The sequence below is a fragment of the Pseudomonas sp. JE3303 genome (assembly GCF_056312565.1).
On sequence record NZ_JBWGIF010000003.1, the window covers coordinates 229,275 to 252,867 of the forward strand.

Sequence of the window (23,593 nt, forward strand, 5' to 3'; positions counted from 1 at the left end):
ATGTGGCAGCATTGATCTCGCGCCGTGGGCGGGCTGAATTGATTTGCAACAACTGTCCTGCGCAGCGGTTTCGATTTGCCTGCATATTGGCCAATTTTCCTAAGGTGATGACTTGATGCGCTGGCTTAAACGCTCCATTGGTATCCTCAGTCTGGGCTTGATCGCCGCAGCCGCGATGTGCTTCCACTACTATCTTCCCCGCCACGACGTTGTCCTCGTCACCGGTGTCGAGGTGAAGCGTATGGATGCGGACGGAGTGATCAGCGCTGAAAACCCTGCAGACGGGCCTACACGGGATGTCTATTTCATCAACTCCGTTTCACCCGCAAGCAAGGAAGTAACGGTCTACCGAAACGAGGACACGGGTTGGGGCTTCCCTTGGTATTTCAAGTTCGACTCTGCAGACATCCAGGCCAAAGCACAGGACTACTCCAGGGATCCGAACCAACTGGCCGTGATTCGCTATTACGGGTGGCGCTTCCAGATGTTCTCGATGTTTCCCAACATCACTGACATCAAGGCGACCACCAGCCGCAGCGAGCCCTTCCCTGTCTTCAACACGATCTTCTTCAGTGTCCTGTTGATCATCCTGGTCGCCGCTGGCCTCGTTGTTCGCCGTACGGTACGTCGCAGGTCCCGGCCGATGGCGCCGAGCAACCCTCCTCGCTCCTGACACTGACCGCTAGCACAATCCGGCGGTAGCAGGTCATGCCAGGGCAAATGCCCTGGCAGCATGAAGCACGCCCTGTCTGGAACAGCACAAGGACGCACATCGATGGCGCAGGCGCGATGAAGGACATTGCTTCGAGCCGCTTTGTCATCAACGGCCCTGGTAATCGCCACGCGGCAACCTGTGCGTTCTCCGGGAGTACATTCCCACCCCCCGTCCAGGCAACCGTTTCTCTCGAGAAAAAGATAGCCGCTGCGGCTCCGGCGCTGATCAGCCTTGCCAAGAAAGCGCAAATCAGCCCCGAAAAGAACAACCTGGCGCAGGTCAGGGCGGGCGACTACAAAACTGATGACAGAAGCTGCCGGCCAGCCTTTCTTCTGGCAGTTCGTGGGCCTGGGTGGTTCCGGCTACGGGATCCTGGAAAAGCTGGACAACATGACCGGCCGGATTGTCTATAACTGCAGCTTTTTCGCAATGGATGACCTGCACGACTTCTCCGAGGAGGACCTGTACGACAGGCTTATGGAAGAGTTCCCCTCCTGGCTTGAAGAAGCCAAGGCCAAGGGCATCATCGCCTGAGTCGTGGGCACTGAACAAAAAAAGCCCCTGCTGAGCAGGGGCTTTTTCATCACAGCGCCATGGGTCAGCCGATGCTGACGCCATGCTCCTCGGCCAGCGGTTTCAAACCGCCGGCAAAGCCCTGGCCGATAGCCTTGAACTTGAACTCGTCGCCATGGCGATACAGCTCACCGAAGATCATCGCGGTCTCGGTCGAAGCGTCTTCGCTCAGGTCGTAGCGCGCCAGTTCTTTACCGTCGGCCTTGTTCTGGACGCGGATGTAGGCGTTGCTCACCTGGCCAAAACTCTGCTTGCGAGCATCGGCATCGTGAATGGTCACTGCGAAGACCAGCTTCTTCACGTCAGCAGCCAGGCCGTTCAGCTTGACGTTGACTTGCTCGTCATCGCCAGCACCTTGACCGGAACGGTTGTCGCCCAGGTGCTCGACGGACCCATCGGCCGACTTCTTGTTGTTGTAGAAGATGAAGCTGGCGTCGGTCAGCACCTTGCCGTTTTCACCGGTGATGAAAACCGAGGCATCGAGGTCGAACTCGGTGCCATCGGTGACGCGCGGATCCCAACCCAGGCCCACGATGACCTCGGTCAGGCCCGGCGCTTCCTTGGACAGACTTACGTTACCGCCTTTCGACAGACTTACAGCCATGAGTCAATTCCTTCTTCAGTGAATGAGTGGTTAGAAGTTCAAGCCGTAGCCGTTGGCTACCGCCTTCAGGCCACCGGCATAACCTTGGCCGATGGCGCGGAATTTCCATTCGCCGTTATTGCGGTACAGCTCCGCAAAGATCATGGCGGTTTCGGTCGACGCGTCTTCGGCCAGGTCGTAGCGAACGACCTCCGCACCGGTGACTTCGTTGAGAATGCGGATGAAGGCACCGCCGACTTGACCAAAGTTCTGGCGGCGGGTGTCTGCATCGTGAATGGTAACGGTGAACACTACCTTGTCGACGTCGGCCGGGACGCGGCTCAGGTCGACCTTGACGATTTCGTCGTCGCCATCGCCGGCGCCCGTACGGTTGTCGCCCATGTGCTCGACAGAACCGTCAGTGCTTTTTAGCTGGTTGTAGAAGATGAAGTCGGTGTCACCGCGGACCTTGCCGCTCGCGTTCAACAGAAACGCACTGGCGTCGAGGTCGAATTCAGTGCCGTCGGTGGCACGTGGATCCCAGCCCAGGCCTACGATGATCCTGGTCAGCGAAGGGTCGGTCTTGGTCAGGGAAAGATTGCCGCCCTTTTGCAGAGACAATGCCATTGTTCAAACTCCTTGTTAAGTTACTGATGTTTCAGTTGGATTCTGCCTGGGGCTCTTCCTTTGCGGGAAAGATCACGCTGGCAAGGATACCGATGACCAGTACCACCATCACGATTAGCAGGCTGGTGTTTGGGTCGATGTTGTATCCATGGTGGAACATGTGGTTCGTGGCGTTGAGGCCAAGTTTGATCGCGATGAAGAACAGCAATGCGATCACTGCCTTCTCCAGGTGCACCAGGTAGCGTTTCAGTGCTTCGAGAACAAAGTACATGGTGCGCAGGCCAAGAATCGCGAACAGCATCGCCGAGTAGACAATAAGAGGCTCACGGCTCACCGCGATGACTGCTGGAACCGAGTCGAAGGCGAACAGAACGTCGGAGACCTCCGCAACTACCAGGCACAGGAACAGAGGCGTGGCGAACAGGCCGCCCTTCGCCGCCAGGCTCATTCCTTTGTTCTCAGGTTTGAGCAGCTCGACTTCCAGCTCCTTGCGGCGGACAAAGAACTTGTTGCCGTGCAGCTTCGGCCACACCGGGAACAGTTTTTTCGCAAAACGATAGGCCATGTGTTTGGAATAGTCTTCCTCTTCCTCCTCATCGCCGCCGCTTCTGAGCATCATGACGGCGGTCCAGGCGACTATCACGGCGAACACGATCTCGACCCATGGACCGAAGGCCAGCAGGCCGGTACCGATCGCGACAAAGACGCCCCGGAAGACGATCGCGCCGATGATGCCCCAGTAAAGCACGCGGTGACGCAGGCCTTCCGGCACTTTGAACCAGGCAAAGATGGCCATGAACACAAACAGGTTGTCGACACTCAGCACCTTTTCGAGGGCATAGCCGGTCACGAACAGGCTGGCCACATGGGCACCGTGCTCAACGTACAGGAAGCCGGCGAAAGCAAGGGAAATCGCGATCCAGAATATCGACCAGATGGACGCTTTCATCAGCGAAACCGGCTTGTTGCCCCGGTGGGTTACCATGTCCAACAGCAGGGCGCCTACAGCGATGCCGACGAAAACCGCCATGGTCAGCGGGGGAAAACCAAGTTGGGTAACTTCCACAGTGCAATACCTTAGAGTTCGAAATCAGCCGGGGGCAGGCCCAGCTCCGTGCAGATCAGACGGCAGGCCGCCTTCTCCTTCTCGTCGAAATCACCATCCGACGCGCCAATCGCGCAGGCCACGCGCACCAGCAGGCGAGCCGCGCCGTCGTCGCCTTTGATCTTGCTGATCGTCTTCAGCGCTTCCGCCTGGCCGATGTGGAAATCGAACTCGAACTTGCTGACCGAATCGTTGAACGATGCAATGACATCGCCAAGATTGAAGACCTTCAGCTCCGGCGACTGGGAGATGAAACCTGTCATCTTCTGTTTTTCTTCCGACGTCACTCCACCGCTTGCAGCAGCGACCATCGCGCAGGATGCGGTCGTGGCATCCATGAACCTGCGATTCTTGTGCTTCGCCACTTCGGTGGTAAGCGTTTCACGCGCTTTCGCAGCGTTGGTTTTAAGCCATGCCAACATCGGTAATACCTCGAATGGCGGGGCCGGAGCCCCGCGGAAAAGTGGGTTACTTGGAGCCCGCGCCCCAGCGCATGCCCCAGCGATAGGCTTGGTCCATGGGGGCTTGAGACTTGTGGAAGTCCACTCTGCGAGTCACCTTGACGGCGCCGTTGTCGTTTTCGAGCAGCGCAATGGCGCAGCAGCCCAGACGGCCGCCCTCCTCGTTCAGACGAACCTCGATCTCCGGTTGCCCGGGCACGAAGATGGTCACCACACCGTCGGTTTCGGCCCAGTTGGGCGCGCCTTCGTAGATGAACGCGTACACCAGGATCCGGCGGATCTGGCTCCACTTGTTGCCATTGATGTGTAGCCACTCGCCACCGGACACCGCGCCAGTGCGGTCATCGCCCTTCAGCTGAACGAACGGCTCGTGCTCAAGGTCGCCAAAAGCATTGCCCAGGGCCTGCACAACGCCCTTGTGGCCATCCTGCAACTCAAAGAGGCAGCCGACATCCAGGTCGATGGATTTGCTACGGCCGAAGAAGCCAGCCTTGCCCCGGTTCCAGTTCAGGTTGACCCGAATTTCACCAAAGCCGGCGGCGGTTTTTTCAAGGCTGATTGATGACCGGGTCTTGTCCAGGGTCACCTTGCTCAGGCTGATGGACGGCCTGGGCGGTGGCGGCGGAACAGGAGCCGGCGTCGCAGCAGGGCTCGGAGCAGGCCCGGGGGCCGCGACCTCCACGCCAAAATGAGTGGCCAGGGGTGCCAGCCCGCCAGCGAAGCCCTGCCCGACACAGCGGAATTTCCACTCCCCTTGCCGACGATAGAACTCGCCGAGAATAAGCGCGGTTTCCTTCATGCCCGACGTCGGGATACGAGCCTCGATACCGCCGGTGAGGGTAACAGCCAGGCTGGATACACGATCAAAGCTGGCCTTGTTCTCATGGATCGTCGCCGTCAGGGCAATCTTCTCGACTGCAGCCTCCACACGGCCCAGATCCAGGGCAAATGCAGCGCGGCCGTTCGCTGAATCGACCATCTGCACCGCCCCGCCCAGTACGCTTGGCTGGCCATAGAAGCACATGTCGTCGTCGCCCCGTACCTTGCCACTGGCGGCCAGGGCAAAGGCAGAGACATCGATGTCGGCACCGGGGATGGGCGAGTAGCCCACCTCCACGCGAAGGCTGCTGGTCGCTACCGGCGCGTTGCCCCCAGGGGCCAAGGTTGTCATCCGCGCACCGCCTGGGCAGCCAGGTTGACCAGGTCGTCGGCGGTACGGCCATTGGTGGTCTGCCCGATGGCCTTGAAGTCCCAGCCTGAAGGTCCGCGCGTCAGATTGGCCATCACGACACCCGTGTGCTTGCCCTGCTCGGAGAGGTTGAAGCGCGCCAACTCGTCATTCCTTGACGGGTTGATGACTCGGCAATATGCGTTCTGGATGCGCTCGAAGGTTTGCCCGGTGAACGAGTTGACCGTGAAGACCAGGTGAACTACCGAGGACGGCAGCGCGGTCAGGTCCACCGAGATGGACTCATCATCGCCATCACCTTCGCCGGTACGATTGTCGCCAGAATGGCGTATGGAGCCATCACGCGATTCGAGCTGACGGAACCACACGACGTCCACAGCCTTGAGATTGGCATCGAACAGAATGCAGGAGGCGTCCAGGTCGATACTGCCGCCACTGCCAAACAACTTCCCCAACAGCCCGCTTTTCTCAGGGTCCCAGCCCAGGCCCAGTCTTACTTGAGTCAGACCCGCGCCAGCCGTTTTCTCCAATGAAATCGTCTGATTCTTCGACAGAGTAAGTGCCATCGTTACGCTCCTTGTTGATCATCATGGGTCCGGCGGTCGCCTGCGACCCCTGTTACTGAATTCTTGACCGCCTCGCCCTCACGGACACGCGCTCCAATCTTTTCGATGCTCATGCGCCCTCGCTGCCAGCGTGGGTGGAAATGCCGCCAATGAGGTTCATGGGCCGCCGCGAGCAGTTCGTGATCCCCTCGGGTATCGCCCCATGCACGAAGCCGGTACTGGTCGAGCGGGCCGTACACGGCTTCCAGGCGCAAGACTTTCGCCTCGCACCTGCAGTTGCTGCCGGTGATGTTTCCCGTCAGCTTTCCGTCGACCACCTCGAGTTCGGTGGCTATCAGCTTGATGCCCAACTGTTCTGCGAAGGGCTGGAGGACAAGGCGGGGCGAGGCCGAGCAGAGGGTTACCTGCGCGCCGCTCGCGATTTCGGCGGCGACAGAGCGCAGACCGGCCGGACGCATGAGCCGTTTCCAGAAAGCCTTGCGGAATTCAGCGGCTTTGCGCTCAACCCACTGCGCCTCCACGCCCGCCAGAAACGATGCGATCAGAACAGCCTTCAACTCGTCACGGCTCATGCCCTTGGCGGCATAGCGGATACAGGCAGGGAGCATGCGCGCGATGCGTAGCACGAATGCCCTCTTGCCGAACGCGAACATCAGAAACGGAACGAAGCTGTCGCGACGCGTCAGCGTGCCGTCGAAATCGAATACCGACAGCACGTCCCCGCCTGGCGGTCCCGCCTCGAGCATTTCTTGTGTCATCGGCACACCTCGGCCAGCCGGACGGGCTCTATCGTTCCGTTGTCGGCCGGCTTGACCCCATGCCACCGGGCTCGCTCGATGATGTTCACCGCCCAGTTGTAGTGAGTCGCCGGTTCAACCATCGCATCGTTGTGCTTGAACACCGCCGGGGCTGCGTCGTTCACGATCATCCTGGCGCAGTTCAGATCCTCGATCGAAACGCGGAAACCCTCGTGTATCTGGGCAATCTGGCTCGGGTGGATCGCGGTCTTGCCGACCAGGCCGTGTGCGATGTCGAGCTCCAGTTCCTGCGCCAGCACGCCTGGGGTCGCAAGTTGCTCGAAGACCGGCGCGGTAAGGGCAAAGCCTTGCGCCCCCAGGACCCCGGCGAGCATCGGAATCACATAGCCCATCGGCGTCTGGTACAGGGTGGTGGACGGATTGCGCCGCAATCCCAGGCAGCCCATCAGGTCATTACCCCCGATGCGTAAGGCGAGAATCCGCTCGCCCAATTCGCTGCGCAGTGCCGAACCGAGCTCCACCATTGCCCCCGGACTGAAGACATCACTGGTTTCAAGGGTGGGCATCAGGAGCAGTTCAGGCCTGGATATGGCCCGGCCCCACTGGCACAGTGTGGCAAGCGACAGCTTGGGTACGACGAATCCATCCACGCAGGCCATTTGCGGCCAGTCATTCAATGCCGCCGCCATCTCGGCGTCGCGGGGTCGCACGAAGACCAGCGGCCCAGCCCCAGGCCGGGCACCGGGCTGGCCGATGGCGGTAAGCACCGTACGTAACGAACGCAGCCCGTGTTCCACATCCGTGGCGGCAACAGCATCCTCCAGGCAGATCACCAGCGACCGCAGCCCAGGCAGCTTTTCACCGCGAATGACTTCAAGAATATCGGCCCGGGTGGCGGGCATGTAGAGCGTGGCACCCAGCGCGTATGGTGAAATCCTGCCCATCAGCTGACCTCCCGGATAATGGTCACCGCGCGGTAGGGGCCAAGTTCGCCGCCAGCTTCCTGGACCTCGATCCCGGCTCGATCAGTCAGGTGGATCAGCAACTGCACGTCGGCGTCGGTACGGTCACGCACCAGGACCTGGTCCGGAACGCGGCGCAGTACTGCGCGGGTAGCCTCGGCGATACCCGGCTTGACGCGATTGAGATTCGTCACCCCGAACCGTTCGGCCAAGCGGTGCACCACCTCGAGGGCGCTTCCTTGCAGAACGGCGGCTTGCTCAGCAGTCCATGGAACGGCCGGACTCACCTGGACCGCCGTCCGGGCGGCCTCGATACGGTCGATGAACGCGCGGGTCACGTCATGGGCTTGAAGGTGGTCATAGACGACACATCCATGCAGGCCACCGTCACTTGGCCAAATAGACCGGGAAACAAGGCCCGAAACCGTCGCGCCGAGAATCCCGGAGGGAATGATCCAGTCCTCGGCGGAGGCGGCCAGCCACGCTCGGCCACACGGGTCCGCGAGTACCACCAGGCGCGGCTCCTGCGGGAAGCGAGTGTCGCCAGCCAGACACCGCTGGACTTCGCCAGAGATAGCCCCCTTGCCGGTCCAGCCATCGACGAACACGATATTCTCGGCACCGTGCGCAGCAATGATGGCCTCCAGCGCCTGCCTATCGATGCCCCGGTCGCGGACGATGCTGATCCCGTAATGGTGCGCGTCCCGCCCAAGACCAATGAGTGCGCGCCGCAACAGGACGCCAAGCGGCAGCCCTGCGCGCACGAAGGACACCAGCGCGATGGTCGGGCCCTGGCAGCGGTCCTCGAGTGCGAGCGCCAGGGACTGGACGTCAGCGGCCATGCGCAAGCCGTTCTGGCGCATGGCCTGCTCGAACAGCGCCACATGGGTGCTGGTCGGGGCGTCTTCCTGGCTGATCATTTCCGAATAATGCTTCTGCTGCGTCTGGATCAGCCGTTCTTTTTCCAGAACATCCGTGAGCTCGATGCTGACCGGGCGCAAGAGGAAATGAACGTCCTCAGGCAAATAGCTCCCGCTGCCGACAGTAAGTGAAGCGAGAGTAGGATCAAGCATCCGGACCGCCCTTCACCAGCGCCGCGAGCTGGCTGCTGGCAGGCGTCGACCAGAAATGGCACAGGTTCATGAAGCCCAGGTCGGTGATGCTGTCCCCAAACCCAAGAACAGGGCGTTCGCCATGGAGCTCGCGGTCAAGTTTCAGATAATGCTCGACGGCCACACGCTTGGAGAGCCCGGCTGGCAGCAGCGCGAGATTGTTACCGTTGGAATGCGTGTGCATGCCTTCCAGCAAGCCCGCCTCACGCAGCTTGCCGAGGACAAAGGCCAGGTCGGCATCGGAGCCATTGTTGTGCTTGACCACGACATAGTGGCGCTGGTCGACTTCTTCAACGACCCACCCGCGCAGGGACATGCCGTGGTCAGCGCCGATCTGCAGCGCCGTGTCACACAGCGTCGGCAGGCGGTCATGGAAGCCGGCGAGGACGCTCGTCATTACCCCATGCCACTGCTCGTTCACACTGCGGTCGGGGTTCAGGATAAGTCCGCCATGGGAGCAGACGGCACCTCCGGTGAAGTCCAGTCGCACGCGACTGAAGGCTTCAGCGCTGCGGGCAGTGACCGGCACTACGTCCGTAGTGCGCAGCAGCCACTCGACAAATGTCTTCTGGACCTCGGTCTGGTAGCCACTCACCTCGCCGTTGACGTCGAATGAGGCGGGATAGCGCACGGCGCCTTCGGCCATCTTTCGAGCGGTCTGAAACAGCGTGTCGTCCAGGTCGACCAGCGCCAGGGGGCGATTACTTGCCATCGACGATGACCTCCGCATTCAAAGTTTCGATCAATGTCCGCGGCACTGCCCGCGCGTCGGTTTCACTGCAGATGAGCACGCGATCGAACTGCCCGGGGGCGACGTTGTAGAGGAAGTTGATGATTCCCAGCCCGTAGTTGTCCGAAAAGCTCAAGGCATGCTCGATCGAATGACCGATCGCGATCGGAGAACGAGTGGTGGAGCTGAAGTGCACCACGGCTCCCGCGCGTTCCAGACGCTCAGCCAGGAGAAACGGCTTCCAGACAAACTCGCCGGTGCCGAGAACGATGATACGTTCACCAGGTTTCACTTCGATGTCCCGGCCCAGGGTATCGGCAACCGCGCGGACGCCAAGGCGCCCCCAGTCGTTCGCAGGATCGACCGGCCACTCACCCACAGCGACGGCACCCGTGTCCGGCATCTCGGGCAGCGGTGCGTCGGGATTCTCGATGAACTGGTAGGCACCGCGCAGCAGCGATACCTGGTCTGCGGTGTGGCCGATGCAGGTCGATACAGCGCCAGCAGACCAATCCGTCAGGACACAGGTCACGACGCGCTCGATCTGGCTCAGCCCGGCGTCGATCAACGCGCGATGAAGATTGATGAACGTCTTGCCGGTGGAGGCCTCATCGTCAACCAGCACCAGGGACCTGGCGCTGCGCATCATCTCCGACAGCTGCGCGCTGGCGGGTTCGTGGATCAGGTGAGCGCTCGCGTGGCTATGTTCCTCCTCGAATCGGGCGAAGATGTCTTCCCCCACTGGATGACGGGTGCTGACGATGTAGAGCGTGTCCGCGCGGCTGGCACTGTAGGCGCGATGGACGCCGGCGCCGAGGCCTACAGCCGTCTCTGCCATGCCAACGACCAGAACCGGCCCGGGCAGGTCGGCCGGAATCTTCGCCGCCAGGGTTTCGTAGGCGGATTGCATCACTGAGGGTCTGACCGGGATATGCTTGCCGAGCACTCGTGAAACAAAAAGAAATGCCCGCTTGGGATTGCGCCGCTCGGCGAAGCCGAACAGAGACTCCGGCGGGACCGAGCTCCGATGGACGTCGACCTCAAGCACGCCCCTCATCAGGGATGCACTGAGTTTTGTCGAGCTTTGATCCACTACACTGTGTTCCATGTGTTCCGGTTCCTGTGGCCGTTGGTTGTCAACCTGACGTGCGCACGTAATGTTTCGATGATCAAAAGTGTTGCGGGCGATCGGGATATGGCACCGTTCGAGACTTGCATCTGGCACTAGCCGCGCGAAGACAGGACGCCTTCGAACGCAGTGCTCTGGACAGACACGGCAACCGTGATTGGCTTGACCCGTACACCGTCGACCCAGTCGTTCGGTGGCGCGGGGAGGCCAAGGCGCCGGGTCGCGAAGGTGCCGGCCAGGTTCACGCCCGTGGCTCGGGTGTACCCGATGCCGCCGGAGTAGCGCGGATTGATCTCGAGCAGGTGCGGTTTGCCTGCAGCGTCATCGCGCGTCTGCACGTTGACGATGCCGTCGCAGCCAAAATGCTCGGCTGCGGCGATCGCTAGGTGCGCTGCAGCCGTCCCACGCTCGAAGGTCTGGTGGATACCGGTTTTTCGACGGCCGACGTACTCCACCACCTTGCCTCCTTCGCAGACCATGTCCACGGAGCACTCCGGCCCGGGAAGGTAAGGCATCACCAGCATGGGCTCACGGGCAGCGCCTGCGGCGTAGAGCTGGTGATAGGTCCCGAAGTCGACCTCCCGGGCATCGGGGTTTGCAAGGCAGCGGAATGGGTCGACGCCTGCCTTGAACCGCCAGAAGCCTTGCCCATAGATCCCAACGACCGGCTTGATACACACCTCCCCCATGGACTTGAAGGTTTCGTACGCGCCTAGCAGCTCATCCTCGTCGACGACCGTGATGGCCGGAATACAAGCCAGCCCCGCCCGCTCGGCTTGCGCCGTGAACTTGCTTTTGTCGTCCACCAGTTCGAACGTCCTGGCGTTGACGCCGCCGGTCACGAGCGTGATCCCCACCGCCTCGAACTGCGCGCGATGCGCCTCGTATGCGCCGCCGGCGCGACCTGCCACGACCACGCGGATGGAGTGGTCCAGGGCAGTCCGGATCACCCAGTCGATTCTCTCGGCGTGCGCCTCGGGTTCCCTGAAACCAATGTGCGCGACACCCGTGATCTCTGGCCGGTCATGCCGGTGCGATGCAAACACGCGCAGACCCGGCGGCAGCGCATCCAGGGCACCCATGATGATGTCGCGCTGAGAGGCTTGCCCTTCTAGAAACCAGATCATGTGAAACACCTTGAAAGATGGGCGACTGAGGGATGAATCTTCGAACCTGGGGCCCTGCCAACGGCGTGAAGCACGGTTTCAAGGGGGGCCATTATGGGGCGTGGATACGGCTCAAAGCACTACGCTTGCCGGGGATGAGCGGACTATAAAGTGTTGCGGCATATGAAAATGACGGCCACCAGCCACGTCTGCATGTCGCCCTGGAAAGCGCGTTCCAGAAACCTGAATCGCCTGCTGACTGCCAGATTTGCACCGGAATACAGATGCGCTTCGAGGAGTGCATGTGCGTTCTGCTAGTCTGAGGTCGCACACATTGCCTGCCCTGAGGGATGAGCCATGTCTACCGCTTCCCGCCCCGCCGTCCTCGAACTTATCGGCAACACTCCCCTGGTCCGCGTCAGCCGCATCGACACCGGCCTGTGCACCCTCTTCCTCAAGCTCGAATCGCAAAACCCCGGCGGCTCGATCAAGGATCGCATTGGCCTGGCCATGATCGACGCCGCCGAACGCGACGGCCGCCTCTCCCCCGGTGGCACCATCGTGGAAGCCACCGCCGGCAACACCGGCCTGGGCCTGGCGCTGGTCGGCCGTGCCAAGGGATACCGGGTGGTCCTGGTGGTCCCCGACAAGATGTCCACCGAGAAAGTCCTGCACCTCAAGGCCATGGGCGCGGAGGTGCATATCACCCGCTCGGACGTCGGCAAGGGCCATCCCGACTATTACCAGGACGTGGCGGCGCGGCTGGCTGCAGAGATCCCGGATGCATTCTTCGCGGACCAGTTCAACAACCCCGCCAATCCCCTGGCCCATGAATGCAGCACTGCGCCGGAAATCTGGGCGCAGACGCAACATGACGTGGATGCCATCGTGGTCGGGGTAGGCTCGGCGGGTACGCTCACGGGCCTCACCCGCTTCTTCAAGCGTGTTCAGCCGGAGCTCGAGATGGTGCTCGCCGATCCGATCGGCTCGGTCGTCGCCGAGTACAGCCGAAGCGGCACGCTGCCCACGCCTGGCTCGTGGGCGGTCGAAGGGATCGGCGAGGATTTCATACCCTCCTTCGCCGACCTTTCGACCGTGCGCCACGCCTATTCGATCAGCGATGAAGAAAGCTTCGACCACGCTCGCATGCTGTTGAAGGCCGAGGGCATTCTCGGCGGCTCCTCTACCGGCACGCTGCTGGCAGCGGCGCTGCGTTTCTGCCGTGAGCAAACCGAGCCAAAGCGGGTGGTGAGCTTTGTCTGCGACACCGGTACCCGGTATTTGTCGAAGGTCTACAATGACCAGTGGATGACAGACCAGGGGCTGCTGCAACGCACCCACTACGGCGACCTGCGTGATTTGATCGCCCGGCGCTTCGAAGACGGCCGGGTAATCAGCGTGGCGCCCGATGACACCCTGCTCACGGCCTTCCAGCGCATGCGTCTTGCGGATGTGTCGCAGTTGCCCGTGCTGGTCGATGGTAACCGGCTGGTCGGCGTCGTCGACGAATCCGACATCCTGTTCGGCCTGCACCAGGACGCCTCGCACTTTCGTACCACCGTCGATACCGTGATGACCGTCAAACTGGAAACCCTGCCGCCTGACACCGGCCTGGCGGAGCTTCAGGCGGAACTCGACCGCGGGTTGGTGGCGATCATTGCCGATGCATCGGGTTTCCATGGCTTGATCACCCGGATGGACCTGCTCAATCACCTGCGGAGATCCCTTGCATGAGTCAGCACGACAAAACGAGCCATTCCCTCGCGTTTTCGACCCGCGTGATTCATGCCGGACAGGCGCCGGACCCATCCACCGGTGCGCTCATGCCACCCATCTACGCCAACTCCACGTACCTGCAGCAAAGCCCGGGCGTGCATAAAGGCCTGGATTACGGCCGCTCGCACAATCCGACCCGCTGGGCGCTTGAGCGTTGCGTCGCGGACCTGGAAGGTGGCACCCAGGCGTTCGCCTTCGCCTCCGGGCTGGCGGCCATTTCGTCAGTGCTCGAGCTCCTTGATGCAGGTTCGTACGTACTGTCCGGAGATGACCTGTACGGTGGTACGTACAGACTGTTCGAGCGTGTACGCCGGCGCAGTGCAGGCCTGCGCTTCAGCTACGTCGACATGACCGATATCTCGGCGTTCGAGTCCGCGCTGCAGGACGACACGCGAATGGTATGGGTCGAGACACCGAGCAATCCCCTCCTCCGCTTGACTGACCTGGCAGTGATCGCCCGCCTTTGTCGCGAACGCGGGATCATCAGCGTGGCGGACAACACCTTCGCCAGTCCGTGGATTCAGCACCCGCTCGCGCTGGGTTTCGACATCGTGGTGCATTCGTCGACCAAGTACCTCAATGGGCATTCCGATGTGATCGGCGGGATCGCGGTCGTCGGCCAGGACACCGAGCTGGCCGAGCGACTGGGCTTTCTGCAGAACTCCGTCGGCGCCATCGCCGGGCCGTTCGATGCCTTCCTCACCCTGCGCGGCGTGAAGACCCTGGCGCTACGCATGGAGCGGCACTGCAGCAACGCGCTTGAGCTTGCCCAATGGCTGGAGCGCCAGCCGCAAGTGGCGCGAGTGTACTACCCGGGGCTGCCCTCTCATCCCCAGCATGCGTTGGCGTGCAGGCAGATGCGTGGATTTGGCGGGATGATTTCGCTGGATCTCGCCACCGACCTGGATGGCGCGCGGCGCTTCCTCGAGCAGGTGCAGCTGTTTGCGCTCGCGGAAAGCCTGGGCGGGGTCGAGAGCCTGATCGAGCATCCCGCGATCATGACCCACGCGAGCATTCCGGCGGAAAACCGCGCGAGGCTGGGGATTGGGGATGGGTTGGTGCGGCTTTCGGTGGGAGTCGAGGATGTGGAAGACCTGCGGGCGGATCTAGCGCAGGCGTTGGCGGCGATCTGAATCGGACACTTTGTAGGAGCGGCCTCGTGCCGGGACGCCGGACCGCGCGAAAGGGGCGCGAAGCGGCCCTAAAATCGTATAACCGCTACAAACGCAACTTACTGGATGCGGTATTCCCTGCCACCACCGCGGAAGTCGCAAGCCCTGCGCCCCGGCGAAGGCTTCGCCCTCGTTTCGCGACACGAGGCCGCTCCTACAACCGCCCGCTGCGCTGGGCGGGACGGATAGCCAATAGCCGAGGCCCTGCGCCGACCGCAGGTTCGGCCCCACTCTCTTGCATTGAATGGGTGGCGACTACGTGCGGGTCTGCAAGACCGGGACAGAGGAATGAAAACCCGGCAGGCGGGCTTGCAAGTCCGGTCGTTGAAACCTCAACGACTGGTCGAGACTAGTACCCTCGCGAGCCAGCTGCAACGAGTTAGAGAGGGGATGGTATCTTGGGAAATGGACTACAAGGAAGAGGGGAAGTCTGAAGGTTCAAGGCTTTTCAGGGTTGTTTGTACGGCGCATGCTGGCAGCCTGATCGCCTGGGCTATACACAAAAATCAAGGAAGGGACATCATAGCCCTACTGCATATGCAGGGGTGGTATAGTTATCCAGGAGCACATCCATACTCCCATGATCAGATGCGGCTCCGGGTACCTCTACGCTCCCGCCCCCTCCTCTCCGACGCCCCTGGCGGTCGCCTCGCGCATCTCGGCGGAATCATGGCTGCAGAACACTTCGATCGCATTGCCTTGACCTGCTATCAGACTTCGCAACCTGTCCTGGTTATGCCGCCGTGCAGATCCGTCGGTGTCCATCATCCGCTGATACAAACGCATGCCTGGCGGGCATTTGCGCTCGGGCAGGTGTACTTCGCCGTGATAGAAATAAGCATCGCCCGCATGCAGCTTCCAGCCTTGGCCAGTGCGAACGGCGATGCCCGCATGGCCAGCGGTATGGCCGTGCAGCGGTACCAGCAGCAGGTCCTCGGAACCCGCGCCCAGCACCGCACGAACCGAATCGAAGCCAAACCAGCTTTCTCCTTCCGGGGTATAGAGCTGCCAATTGTCGACACCGCGCCACTGCGGCGCGCAGAACCTGCGGTTGCCGATCCAGCCGGAGGCGCCCTGGGCATGGTTCATCTCCGCCTCCATCAAGTGGACAGTGGCCTGAGGGAAATCCTGGAGACCACCGGCATGGTCGAAATCCAGGTGGGTCAGCAGGATATGGCGTACATCACTGGCGGCGAATCCCAGCCGCTTGATCTGATCCAGGGCCGTGAAGCGCTGCTCGAGCTTGATATTGTTGAACACCCGGAAAAACAGGCTCAGCCGCTCTGGATGCCGCACGTCCCCTTGGCCAAAGCCTGTATCCACCAGCACCAGGCCATCACGCTCGGTTTCGATCAGCAGGCAATGACAAGGAACCGAAGCGGTCAAGCCGTGGCTGTGGCCGTCGAACAAGGCCCCGCCCAAGGGACACATGCAGCCGCAGTTCAGGTGATGCACGCGCATGGCGATCTCCGGCGCGCAGAGCGCGCGTAAGAAAAGTCGATTGCTGCCTCTTGTGCCGCGGCTACCGACTCTGGGGCAAGGGCATGGCGTTGTCCTTGATGCAATCGCGCCGGTGCTCGCGCAGCGATGCTTCGGTCTGCTCGTATGCCGCATCGGCGGCGGCCTTGAGCAGTTGCCAGTCCTCCAGGCTCAGCTGGCCACCCGACCTGAGCTCATCGGCGCGTTCGATCAGGGTCTTGTAATAGTCCTCGAGGTGGTCCAGCCGATAGGCGTCGTCCTCGTAAAGCAGCCGCCAGGCCGTCAGCGCGGTCTTGAGATGCTCGTCGCTCATCGCTTTTCCTCGGTCTGATCGAGACATGCTGATTAGAGACGAGCATTTCGCATGTGTTGTGCCGAACATCCCACGGCACGACGACCGGCTGTAGGGATGCGCCGGGCGAGGAAGGCGTTCAGGGCCACAAGCCGATGGAAGCCATCCATGAAATCCCGCTGATGCTCTTGTGTTCCCTGAGTACATCGCATACACCGGCACTTCTGCGCCCCGGCGAGGGCTTCGCCATCGTTTCGCGCGGTCCGGCGTCCCGGCACGAGGCCGCTCCTACAGGCCTAAGGAATGCGTACCGTCACTCATCATCCGCCGTTACGCCCGCGCCGGGCCGACCAACACCTGAGGTCGTGTCCCGCCCCTCACCCGCTGACGTATGCTCGGCCTCCAGCTGTTCGCGTGCCTGGAGCCAGTGTTCCCGCTCGGTACCTTCGGGTCTGCCGGCCTGTTCCCACAAGGCATAGGCCCGTTCACGCGTCTTCGCTTCATCGATCATGGTGTTTCCTCTGGCTGATAGGAGGTTGATGAAGCGTAGCCGGGAGAACCGTAGTCCGGGCCCGGCTACTCAGCCGTTGGTCCAATGATGGGCATATCCAATCAAGGACATCAGCCCCGCGCAGGCATCGCCTTGATCGCATAACGCCGGGCCAGCCCATACAGCACTCCGCCCACCGCGAGCAACGCGCAGGCCCTGAGCCAGTTGCCGGCCGGCTGCTGGGCGAGCAGGATCAGGCAGGAAATGACAGCCAGTACGGGGACCACCGGATGAATCCGGAAATGCTCGGCCTCGACCCGTTCCCGTTTCAACACCAGGACAGCCACGTTGGTGCTCAGGAACACCAGCAGAAGGAGCAGCACCACGGTTTCAGCCAGCACCTCCAGGGTACCCGTGAACGTCAACAAGGCCGCGGCTGCGGTCGTGGCGAGGATGGCCAGGGCCGGCGTCCGGCGATTGGGCAGCACGCGTCCCAGTGCGCTGGGCAACAAACCTTCCCGTGCCATCCCCAGCGTAAGACGGCTGGCCATGATCATGGTCAGCAACGCGCCGTTGGCCACGGCGACCAGCGCGATGACCGCGAACCCAGTGGGCCCGATGCCCAGGCCCGAGGAGGAGACGATCTCCATGAGCGGCGCCTTCGCGGCGATGAGCTGGTCCACCGGCATCACCAGGGCAACACCGGCACCGACGGCCATGTAGACCAGGCCGGCGATCAACAACGCCAGGAACAGCGCCTTGGGATAGGTGCGCCGCACATCCTTCACCTCTTCGGCGAGATTGGCGGAGGTCTCGAAGCCCACATAGGAATAAAACGCCAGCAACGCCCCCGCCAGCACTGCGCTAGCCGGAGCATGCCCGCCGAAATCCAGTAGGCGGGCCGGCTCGCCCTGCCCTTGTCCGCACAAGACCGCCACGGCAACGACCACCAGCACCAGGCCGGTGAGCTCGACCAGCGTCATGATCAGGTTCGCGCTCAGGGATTCCTTGATACCGCGCAGGTTCAGCGCGGCAATCAGTACCAGGAACAGCGGTGCCAGCACCTGGGCGGGCCAATCAAGGAATACCCGCAGGTACTCGCCGCCAAACGCCAGCGCCAATCCCGCCGCGCTGGTGATGCCAGCGGCAAGCATGGCGAAGCCCACCAGAAACGACAGTACTGGCGAACCAAAGGCCCGCTGGGCGAAAACGGCAGCGCCACCGGCGCGGGGATACTTGCTCACCAATTCGGCATAGGAGGCCGCCGTGAGCATGGCGAAGACCAGGCCCAGGCACAGCGGCGCCCAGATAGCCCCGCCCGCACGGTCGGCAATGGCACCGGCCAACGCGTAGACGCCGGCACCGAGTACGTCACCCAGGATGAAGAAAACCAGCAACGGAGTGGTAATCACGCGCTTCAATGCGTGCGGGTCGGCGTTTGTCATGGGCGATTCCAAGGGGCAGGATAAAAAGAGCGCCGCGCACCCTGGGGGTGCCGACGCTTTCATGTACTGACCCACCCCTTGGCCCAGGGGTTCAAGCACTGTCACTAATCGGTGAAAGTGCCTGCTTTCACCACCGGTCGCGGTCAGCCCGCGGCGACGACGGTGATTTCTACCAGCAGGTCCGGCGCGGCCAGGCGTGACTCGACGGTTGCCCGTGCAGGCGCATGGCCTTCTGGCGCCCAGGCATCCCACACCTCGTTCATGCCGGCGAAGTTGGCTTCGATGTCAGACAGCCAGACTTGCGCGCTGAGGATACGGGTCTTGTCCAGGCCGGCCTTGGCCAGGAAGTTGTCGATCTTCTCCAGCACCTGGGCGGTCTGCCCCTTGATGTCCAGCGTGCGGTCGGTAGCGGTCTGGCCGCCGAGGAAGGTGAAGCCGTTGCATTGGACGACACGGCTCATGCGCTGATTGGTTTCGATACGGGTGATATCCAGCATGTGAAACTCCTTAATGTCGAGCGAGGGTTGTAGCGGTTTGAACGGATGACGGCCCTGGGGCCGTCGCGTTGAATCGATTGATGGCAAATGCGTCCAGGCAAATGTCCGAAGACTCGCCCAGTATGAGCTGCGCCAGGCGTTTGCCGGTGCCGGGTCCCATCTGGAAGCCGCTTCCGCAAAAACCGAATGAATAGCTCAGCTTGCTGGCCTTGCGGCTGGCGCCAATCACCGGCAGATCATCGGCCGTGAAGGCCTCGACGCCCGCCCAGACGCGGTTGACCGCCAAGTGCTTCAAGTGTGGAAACAGGTCGGTGACCGTGCGGGCGCTGGCGGCCAGCCGGTTCATCTCGACCTCGCCGTGGCGTGAGGGAAAATCCACCGACCCCACGAGCTTGCCGCCGATCACCAGGGTCCCGTTGGCAAATTGCTTGAACGACAGCGCCCTGCCGGTGGCGCCCAGTACCGGCACGCAGAACGGCGCGACGCGGTGGGTGACCATCAGCATCAGCCCTTCGGGATGCACCGGCACGGGTTCGCCGACTTGCGCCGCCAGCTCCGCGGCCCAGGCGCCTGCCGTGACCACCAGGTGGTCGGCGTAGTAGTGCCCCGCCGGGGTCGTTACTCGCCACTGGGTGCCTGTCTGCTCGATGCGCTGCGCGGGCGTCTGCTCATGGATGCATACCCCAAGCCGTTGCGCCGCCAGGCGGAACGCGGTGACCGTCTTGAACGGTTGCGCGTAGCCGTCGCCCTTGACCCAGATGCCGCCCACCACGTGGCGTGCCACGGACGGTACAAGCTCGAAGACCTGCTGCTGATCGATCAAGGTTTCATGGGTGAACCCCAAGGCCTGCAGCTGCCGTACCCGTTGCCGGCATTCCTCCAGCTCGGCCATGTTCTCGGCCAGCTTGAGCTGGCCGCTGGGGACGAAACTACCGTCTTCACCCAGGATTCCGGGGAGGTCATGCCACAGTGCGCTCGATGACAGCGCCAAGGGTATCTCCGCAGCGTGGCGGCCCAGGGTGCGCACGCCACCGGCATTCACGCCAGAGGCATGCCGGCCGCAGTACTCCGCCTCCAGCAGCGTGACCTTGACCCCGGCCCGCGCCAGGTGCAGGGCCGTACTGAGGCCATGGATACCCCCACCGATCACCAGCACGTCGGCGTGGCGTGCGCTTGACTCAATCACCGGCCAGTTCTCCCAGGGTGATGGGCTTGATCGGTGAGCGGATGCGGTAGTAACCCACTTCCTGCGCCGAAACGCCCCGGGCCTTGGCGATGACTTCGGTGACGGTCAGCCCGCACATGCGCCCCTGGCAAGGCCCCATGCCACATCTTCCGAAGGACTTGGCCTGGTTCGGCCCCGTGCAGCCGAGGGCAACGAACTGGCGCAACTCCCCCGCCGTCACTTCTTCGCAGCGACAGACCATCACCTCATCGGCGGGTATGCGGTTGGCTTCCTTGGGCTGATAGAGCGCGTCGAGAAACGGCCGGATCCGCAGGTTGGCTTCGAGCCTCGCGCGCAGAAGCGCGGCCTTCTCATCACGGGCAGCGGCGTTGATCGCTTTCAACCGCTCGGCGATCCCCAGCGCCGCCAGCTCCCCCTGCACCGCTGCCGCCTGGGCTCCGCCGATACCGGCGCCGTCGCCTGCGACGTAGACACCCGGCACATCGAGCTCGCCCCAGGCATCGGTGACTGGACGGAAACACAGCTGGTCAAGGTCCCATTCATGGCGTGCCCGCAGTGACTGGCTGAACTGGATATTCGGCACCACCCCTTGATGCAACAGGACACAGCGGGTAGCGATACGCTGCGCCTTGCCCGAGATGCTGAAGGTCAGGGCCTGAGCTGCTTCCTGCCCTTCGACCGCCAGCTGCTCGGCACCGCTGTAGTGGGCGATACCGGCGCTGCGCAGGCTGCGCATCAGCTCAAGTCCCTTGCGCAGGTAGGGCCAGGCACGCACTGCGGCAAACAGGTGACGGCGGGCACGCCAATAGTCCTCGGGCCGGGTGGTGTCGACCAGGGCCTTGATCTGCACGCCCGCGCGCAGGTACTGCCAACCCAGCAGATACAACAGCGGACCGCAGCCGGCCAGGACCACCGGCTCGCTCGGGGCGAGGCCCGAGCTCTTGAGCAGGATCTGCGCAGCCCCGGCGCTCATGACCCCAGGCAAGGTCCAGCCGGTTATCGGGAACGGTCGTTCCATGGCACCGGTCGCGAGCAGCACCGCCTTGGCCTCCAGCGTCTGCAGGCGGCCTTCGCGCAGGTAGCTGACCTGATGATCGCGAGTCACCTGCCACACCGAAGCGCCTTTTTCATAGCGCACGCTCGAGGTCGCCAGGGCCTGGGCGAGTTGCTGACCGTGGGCATAATCCGGTCCCAGCAGGTCCCGGCGCGACAGCGGTGCCAGGGTAATGCCCCGGTAGATCTGCCCGCCCGGGCTGCCCTGTTCGTCCAGCAGCACCACTTGCATGCCCAGGCCCGCCATCGCCGTCGCCGCGGCCATGCCCGCCGCGCCCGCGCCGATCACCACCACATCGACCCTTTCACGGTTCATGAGCGCACCTCCAGGGCCTGGACATCAGACGGTTGATAAACCAGGTCACGGGCGCCCTCTTGCGAGCGAATACACATGCCGTCCGCCACTTCAACCAGGCAGCTCTGGCGGTTGGGGACGCCATCGATGTCCACCAGGCATTCGAAGCACACGCCCATCATGCAGTAAGGGGCCCGGGGGGCCTCGCTGACAGGCGTCGCGCGAAAGCGCCGGATGCCGGACATCAGCAACGCCGCGGCGACGGACAACCCGGCAGGCACGGTGAACGGTTGATCGTTGAAGCTCAGGCGCACGGTCCGCGTTGCGCTGGCTTCACTCTTGACGGGTTGGAACAGCGAGTCAGTGCGCATCGGAATACACCTTGTCAGTGAGAAAACGCTCGCCGCTGAACGCCTGCAGCTCGGAGGGCCTGGCACCGCCCAGGATCCACGGGGCCAGGCGCAGGGCATGAGCGGCAGCCAGGGTCACGCCGCTGTGGCAGGTGACCACGAACGCACCGGGATGGGTCGCGGAGTGCTGGTAGATGGGAAAACCGTCCGGGCTCAACACCCGCAACGCCCCCCAGGCCCTGACCAGGCGCACATCGCGCAGCAATGGAAAGGTCGCGACACCGCGCCTGGCGATGGCCGCCAGCACGTCGGTGGAGGTGCTGTCGTCAAAGCCCACCTCCTCCATCGAGTCGCCCAGTTGCACCGTGCCTTCGTCGGTCTGCCGGACGTTGATGGTCGGGTACTCGAGAAACGGGCGGACCCGCTCGCTGATCAACACCTGTCCGCGATTGGGCGCCACCGGCGCATGCAGGCCGACCTGGCGCGCCAACGCAGGATTGCCAAGCCCGGCGGCCAGCACGATCCGGGGTGCAACGAAACGGCCCTGGGCAGTGGTGACGCTAAATTCCCCGGCCGCGCTGTCAATGCGCTGCACCTCCACGCCGCTGCGCACGACCGCGCCCTTGGCCTGCGCTGCGGCATGCAGCGCCCGCAACAGTTTCAGTGGATTCACATGGCCGTCCCGGGGGGTATAACTGGCGCCGACGACCGCAGGCCCGATCAACGGCAATCGCGCCTTCAGGTCAGCGGCGTCGAGCATCTGGAAGGGATAATCGCCCAACGCCGCCTGCAGGGTATGCAGTCGGGATTCGCGCTCCAGCAACTCCTGGTCGCTGAAGCACATATGGAAGCCACCCGGTTGCCTGAGTTGTACATCGACGCCGCTGTCGGCCAGCAGCGCCTGGGCGAACGCGGGCCAGCGCGTCGCCGACGAACCGGTCCAGCGCGCGTAGTCCGGCAGGCCGTGGCCCTTGCCCTGTACCCAGACGAGGCCGAAGTTGCCCCGCGAGGCACGGAACGCAACGTCGCCCTGATCCAGCACCAGGGTGCTAACGCCGCTGCGCGCCAGGCCGTAGGCCACCGCCATGCCCACCAGCCCGCCGCCGATCACGATGACATCCGATTGCCTGGTGTCCTGGCTCATTTGCCTTCTCCCACCAGCACGCGGTCAAGCCCCACCAGCCGGTCCAGAAGCAGCATCAACAGCACCGTGCCGACGATCAGCAGTGTCGAGACGGCGGTGATCAGGGGGTCGATGGTCTGGGAGATCTGGTTGTACATGGCCACCGGCAACGTCGTCGTGCCGGGCGTCGCCACGAACACGGTCATGGTCAGTTCGTCGAAGCTCTGGATGAACGCGAGCATCCAGCCGCCGACCACGCCGGTGCGGATACGCGGCAATATCACCCGATGAAACGCTGTCCAGCGTCGTGCGCCGAGCGACAACGCCGCCTGCTCGATATCGCGCTCCAGGCCGATGGCCGAGGCCAGCGTCAGGCGCAATGCATAGGGCAACACGACGATCACATGGGTGATGCTCAACGCCCAGAACGAGCCGCCGATCTGTGCCAGGGAGAAGAACCGCAAGAACGCGATGCCCAGCACCACGGACGGGATCATCAGCGGTGACAGCAGGAACCCCGTGAGCGCGCTCCGTCCAGGAAACTCGTAGCGGCTGATCGCCAGCGCCGCGGGAATCGCCAACAGCGTCGCCAGTGTGGCCGAGACCAGTCCGAGCTTGAGCGACAGGTAGAAGGCATCGAGCATCTCCTGGTTGTCCAGCAGCGCCCGGAACCAGCGTAGCGACAGGCCGTCAGTGGGCAGCGACAGGTAGCCCTTGTCGGTGAACGACATCACCATCACCACCAGCAGCGGCGCGACGATGAAGGTGACAAAGGAGATATGGAACAGCAGCGAGAAAAAACCGTTCTTGTGCATGGCC

At 62.8% G+C, this 23,593-nt stretch carries 25 protein-coding genes and 1 pseudogene; 4 read left to right on the top strand and 22 right to left on the bottom strand.

Annotation, left to right across the window (positions count from 1 at the left end; all coding sequences use genetic code 11):
• The first annotated feature begins 115 nt into the window (after positions 1-115).
• Positions 116-673, top strand: a complete 558-nt coding sequence (locus AC0ZZU_RS06540; RefSeq protein ID WP_476339705.1) for a DUF1523 family protein — start codon at positions 116-118, stop codon at positions 671-673.
• Between the two features lie 327 nt (positions 674-1,000).
• Positions 1,001-1,249 (top strand): annotated as a pseudogene (locus AC0ZZU_RS06545) (VWA domain-containing protein); the annotation flags it as partial.
• 64 nt (positions 1,250-1,313) lie between these two features.
• On the opposite strand, the gene AC0ZZU_RS06550 reads toward AC0ZZU_RS06545, so the two are convergent.
• The 12 genes from AC0ZZU_RS06550 to AC0ZZU_RS06605 form a co-directional block, all read right to left on the bottom strand.
• Positions 1,314-1,892 carry a TerD family protein gene (locus AC0ZZU_RS06550; RefSeq protein ID WP_476339706.1) on the bottom strand — a complete coding sequence of 193 codons (579 nt, stop codon included), beginning with the start codon at positions 1,890-1,892 and terminating at the stop codon, positions 1,314-1,316.
• A gap of 30 nt (positions 1,893-1,922) precedes the next feature.
• On the bottom strand, positions 1,923-2,498 hold the full coding sequence (locus tag AC0ZZU_RS06555) for a TerD family protein (RefSeq protein ID WP_158464991.1): 576 nt from the start codon (positions 2,496-2,498) through the stop codon (positions 1,923-1,925).
• A gap of 31 nt (positions 2,499-2,529) precedes the next feature.
• Complete coding sequence (locus tag AC0ZZU_RS06560; protein WP_476339707.1) at positions 2,530-3,564, bottom strand: TerC/Alx family metal homeostasis membrane protein; 1,035 nt, start codon at positions 3,562-3,564, stop codon at positions 2,530-2,532.
• Positions 3,565-3,575: 11 nt separating this feature from the next.
• A complete protein-coding gene (locus AC0ZZU_RS06565; RefSeq protein ID WP_476339708.1) occupies positions 3,576-4,025 on the bottom strand; it encodes a tellurite resistance TerB family protein in 450 nt (149 codons plus the stop codon).
• Between the two features lie 46 nt (positions 4,026-4,071).
• The gene (locus AC0ZZU_RS06570; RefSeq protein WP_476339709.1) at positions 4,072-5,235 is read right to left on the bottom strand and encodes a TerD family protein; all 1,164 of its coding nucleotides are present in this window, start codon (positions 5,233-5,235) and stop codon (positions 4,072-4,074) included.
• Positions 5,232-5,819: a TerD family protein gene (locus AC0ZZU_RS06575; RefSeq protein ID WP_476339710.1), complete on the bottom strand. Its 588-nt coding sequence runs from the start codon at positions 5,817-5,819 to the stop codon at positions 5,232-5,234. Before AC0ZZU_RS06575 ends, AC0ZZU_RS06570 begins: the two co-directional genes overlap by 4 nt.
• A 2-nt stretch (positions 5,820-5,821) precedes the next feature.
• Positions 5,822-6,577 carry an HAD family hydrolase gene (locus tag AC0ZZU_RS06580; protein WP_476339711.1) on the bottom strand — a complete coding sequence of 252 codons (756 nt, stop codon included), beginning with the start codon at positions 6,575-6,577 and terminating at the stop codon, positions 5,822-5,824.
• On the bottom strand, positions 6,574-7,521 hold the full coding sequence (locus AC0ZZU_RS06585; protein WP_476339712.1) for an HpcH/HpaI aldolase/citrate lyase family protein: 948 nt from the start codon (positions 7,519-7,521) through the stop codon (positions 6,574-6,576). Before AC0ZZU_RS06585 ends, AC0ZZU_RS06580 begins: the two co-directional genes overlap by 4 nt.
• Positions 7,521-8,612 (bottom strand): cysteine protease StiP family protein, encoded by a 1,092-nt coding sequence (locus AC0ZZU_RS06590; RefSeq protein ID WP_476339713.1) that lies wholly within the window; start codon positions 8,610-8,612, stop codon positions 7,521-7,523. The genes AC0ZZU_RS06585 and AC0ZZU_RS06590 overlap by 1 nt, the downstream gene beginning before the upstream one ends.
• The gene (locus tag AC0ZZU_RS06595) at positions 8,605-9,363 is read right to left on the bottom strand and encodes an HAD family hydrolase (protein WP_158464983.1); all 759 of its coding nucleotides are present in this window, start codon (positions 9,361-9,363) and stop codon (positions 8,605-8,607) included. Before AC0ZZU_RS06595 ends, AC0ZZU_RS06590 begins: the two co-directional genes overlap by 8 nt.
• Positions 9,353-10,489 carry a phosphoribosyltransferase domain-containing protein gene (locus tag AC0ZZU_RS06600; RefSeq protein ID WP_476339714.1) on the bottom strand — a complete coding sequence of 379 codons (1,137 nt, stop codon included), beginning with the start codon at positions 10,487-10,489 and terminating at the stop codon, positions 9,353-9,355. The genes AC0ZZU_RS06595 and AC0ZZU_RS06600 overlap by 11 nt, the downstream gene beginning before the upstream one ends.
• 116 nt (positions 10,490-10,605) lie before the next feature.
• Positions 10,606-11,637, bottom strand: coding sequence for an ATP-grasp domain-containing protein (locus AC0ZZU_RS06605; RefSeq protein WP_476339715.1), 1,032 nt, complete (start codon positions 11,635-11,637; stop codon positions 10,606-10,608).
• Positions 11,638-11,973: 336 nt separating this feature from the next.
• Between AC0ZZU_RS06605 and AC0ZZU_RS06610 the strand changes: the two genes are divergently transcribed.
• Positions 11,974-13,350, top strand: a complete 1,377-nt coding sequence (locus tag AC0ZZU_RS06610; RefSeq protein WP_476339716.1) for a pyridoxal-phosphate dependent enzyme — start codon at positions 11,974-11,976, stop codon at positions 13,348-13,350.
• On the top strand, positions 13,347-14,525 hold the full coding sequence (locus tag AC0ZZU_RS06615; protein WP_476339717.1) for a trans-sulfuration enzyme family protein: 1,179 nt from the start codon (positions 13,347-13,349) through the stop codon (positions 14,523-14,525). Before AC0ZZU_RS06610 ends, AC0ZZU_RS06615 begins: the two co-directional genes overlap by 4 nt.
• Before the next feature lie 645 nt (positions 14,526-15,170).
• Here the strand turns inward: AC0ZZU_RS06615 and AC0ZZU_RS06620 are convergent.
• The 10 genes from AC0ZZU_RS06620 to AC0ZZU_RS06665 all read right to left on the bottom strand — a co-directional run bounded on the left by AC0ZZU_RS06620 (position 15,171) and on the right by AC0ZZU_RS06665 (position 23,589).
• On the bottom strand, positions 15,171-16,025 hold the full coding sequence (locus AC0ZZU_RS06620) for an MBL fold metallo-hydrolase (protein ID WP_476339718.1): 855 nt from the start codon (positions 16,023-16,025) through the stop codon (positions 15,171-15,173).
• Positions 16,026-16,086: 61 nt separating this feature from the next.
• Entirely contained in the window at positions 16,087-16,356 is a 270-nt protein-coding gene (locus AC0ZZU_RS06625; protein WP_476339719.1) for a hypothetical protein, read from the bottom strand.
• A 292-nt stretch (positions 16,357-16,648) separates the two neighbouring features.
• Positions 16,649-16,846, bottom strand: coding sequence for a DUF2934 domain-containing protein (locus AC0ZZU_RS06630; RefSeq protein WP_476339720.1), 198 nt, complete (start codon positions 16,844-16,846; stop codon positions 16,649-16,651).
• A 110-nt stretch (positions 16,847-16,956) separates the two neighbouring features.
• Positions 16,957-18,270, bottom strand: coding sequence for an APC family permease (locus AC0ZZU_RS06635; RefSeq protein WP_476339721.1), 1,314 nt, complete (start codon positions 18,268-18,270; stop codon positions 16,957-16,959).
• Positions 18,271-18,413: 143 nt separating this feature from the next.
• Positions 18,414-18,767 (bottom strand): RidA family protein, encoded by a 354-nt coding sequence (locus AC0ZZU_RS06640; RefSeq protein ID WP_158458028.1) that lies wholly within the window; start codon positions 18,765-18,767, stop codon positions 18,414-18,416.
• 10 nt (positions 18,768-18,777) lie between these two features.
• Positions 18,778-19,953: an NAD(P)/FAD-dependent oxidoreductase gene (locus tag AC0ZZU_RS06645; RefSeq protein ID WP_476339722.1), complete on the bottom strand. Its 1,176-nt coding sequence runs from the start codon at positions 19,951-19,953 to the stop codon at positions 18,778-18,780.
• On the bottom strand, positions 19,946-21,322 hold the full coding sequence (locus tag AC0ZZU_RS06650) for an FAD-dependent oxidoreductase (RefSeq protein WP_476339723.1): 1,377 nt from the start codon (positions 21,320-21,322) through the stop codon (positions 19,946-19,948). Before AC0ZZU_RS06650 ends, AC0ZZU_RS06645 begins: the two co-directional genes overlap by 8 nt.
• On the bottom strand, positions 21,319-21,672 hold the full coding sequence (locus AC0ZZU_RS06655; RefSeq protein WP_476339724.1) for a (2Fe-2S)-binding protein: 354 nt from the start codon (positions 21,670-21,672) through the stop codon (positions 21,319-21,321). The genes AC0ZZU_RS06650 and AC0ZZU_RS06655 overlap by 4 nt, the downstream gene beginning before the upstream one ends.
• Positions 21,662-22,795, bottom strand: coding sequence for an NAD(P)/FAD-dependent oxidoreductase (locus AC0ZZU_RS06660; protein ID WP_476339725.1), 1,134 nt, complete (start codon positions 22,793-22,795; stop codon positions 21,662-21,664). The genes AC0ZZU_RS06655 and AC0ZZU_RS06660 overlap by 11 nt, the downstream gene beginning before the upstream one ends.
• On the bottom strand, positions 22,792-23,589 hold the full coding sequence (locus tag AC0ZZU_RS06665; RefSeq protein WP_476339726.1) for an ABC transporter permease: 798 nt from the start codon (positions 23,587-23,589) through the stop codon (positions 22,792-22,794). The genes AC0ZZU_RS06660 and AC0ZZU_RS06665 overlap by 4 nt, the downstream gene beginning before the upstream one ends.
• Positions 23,590-23,593 lie beyond the last annotated feature (4 nt).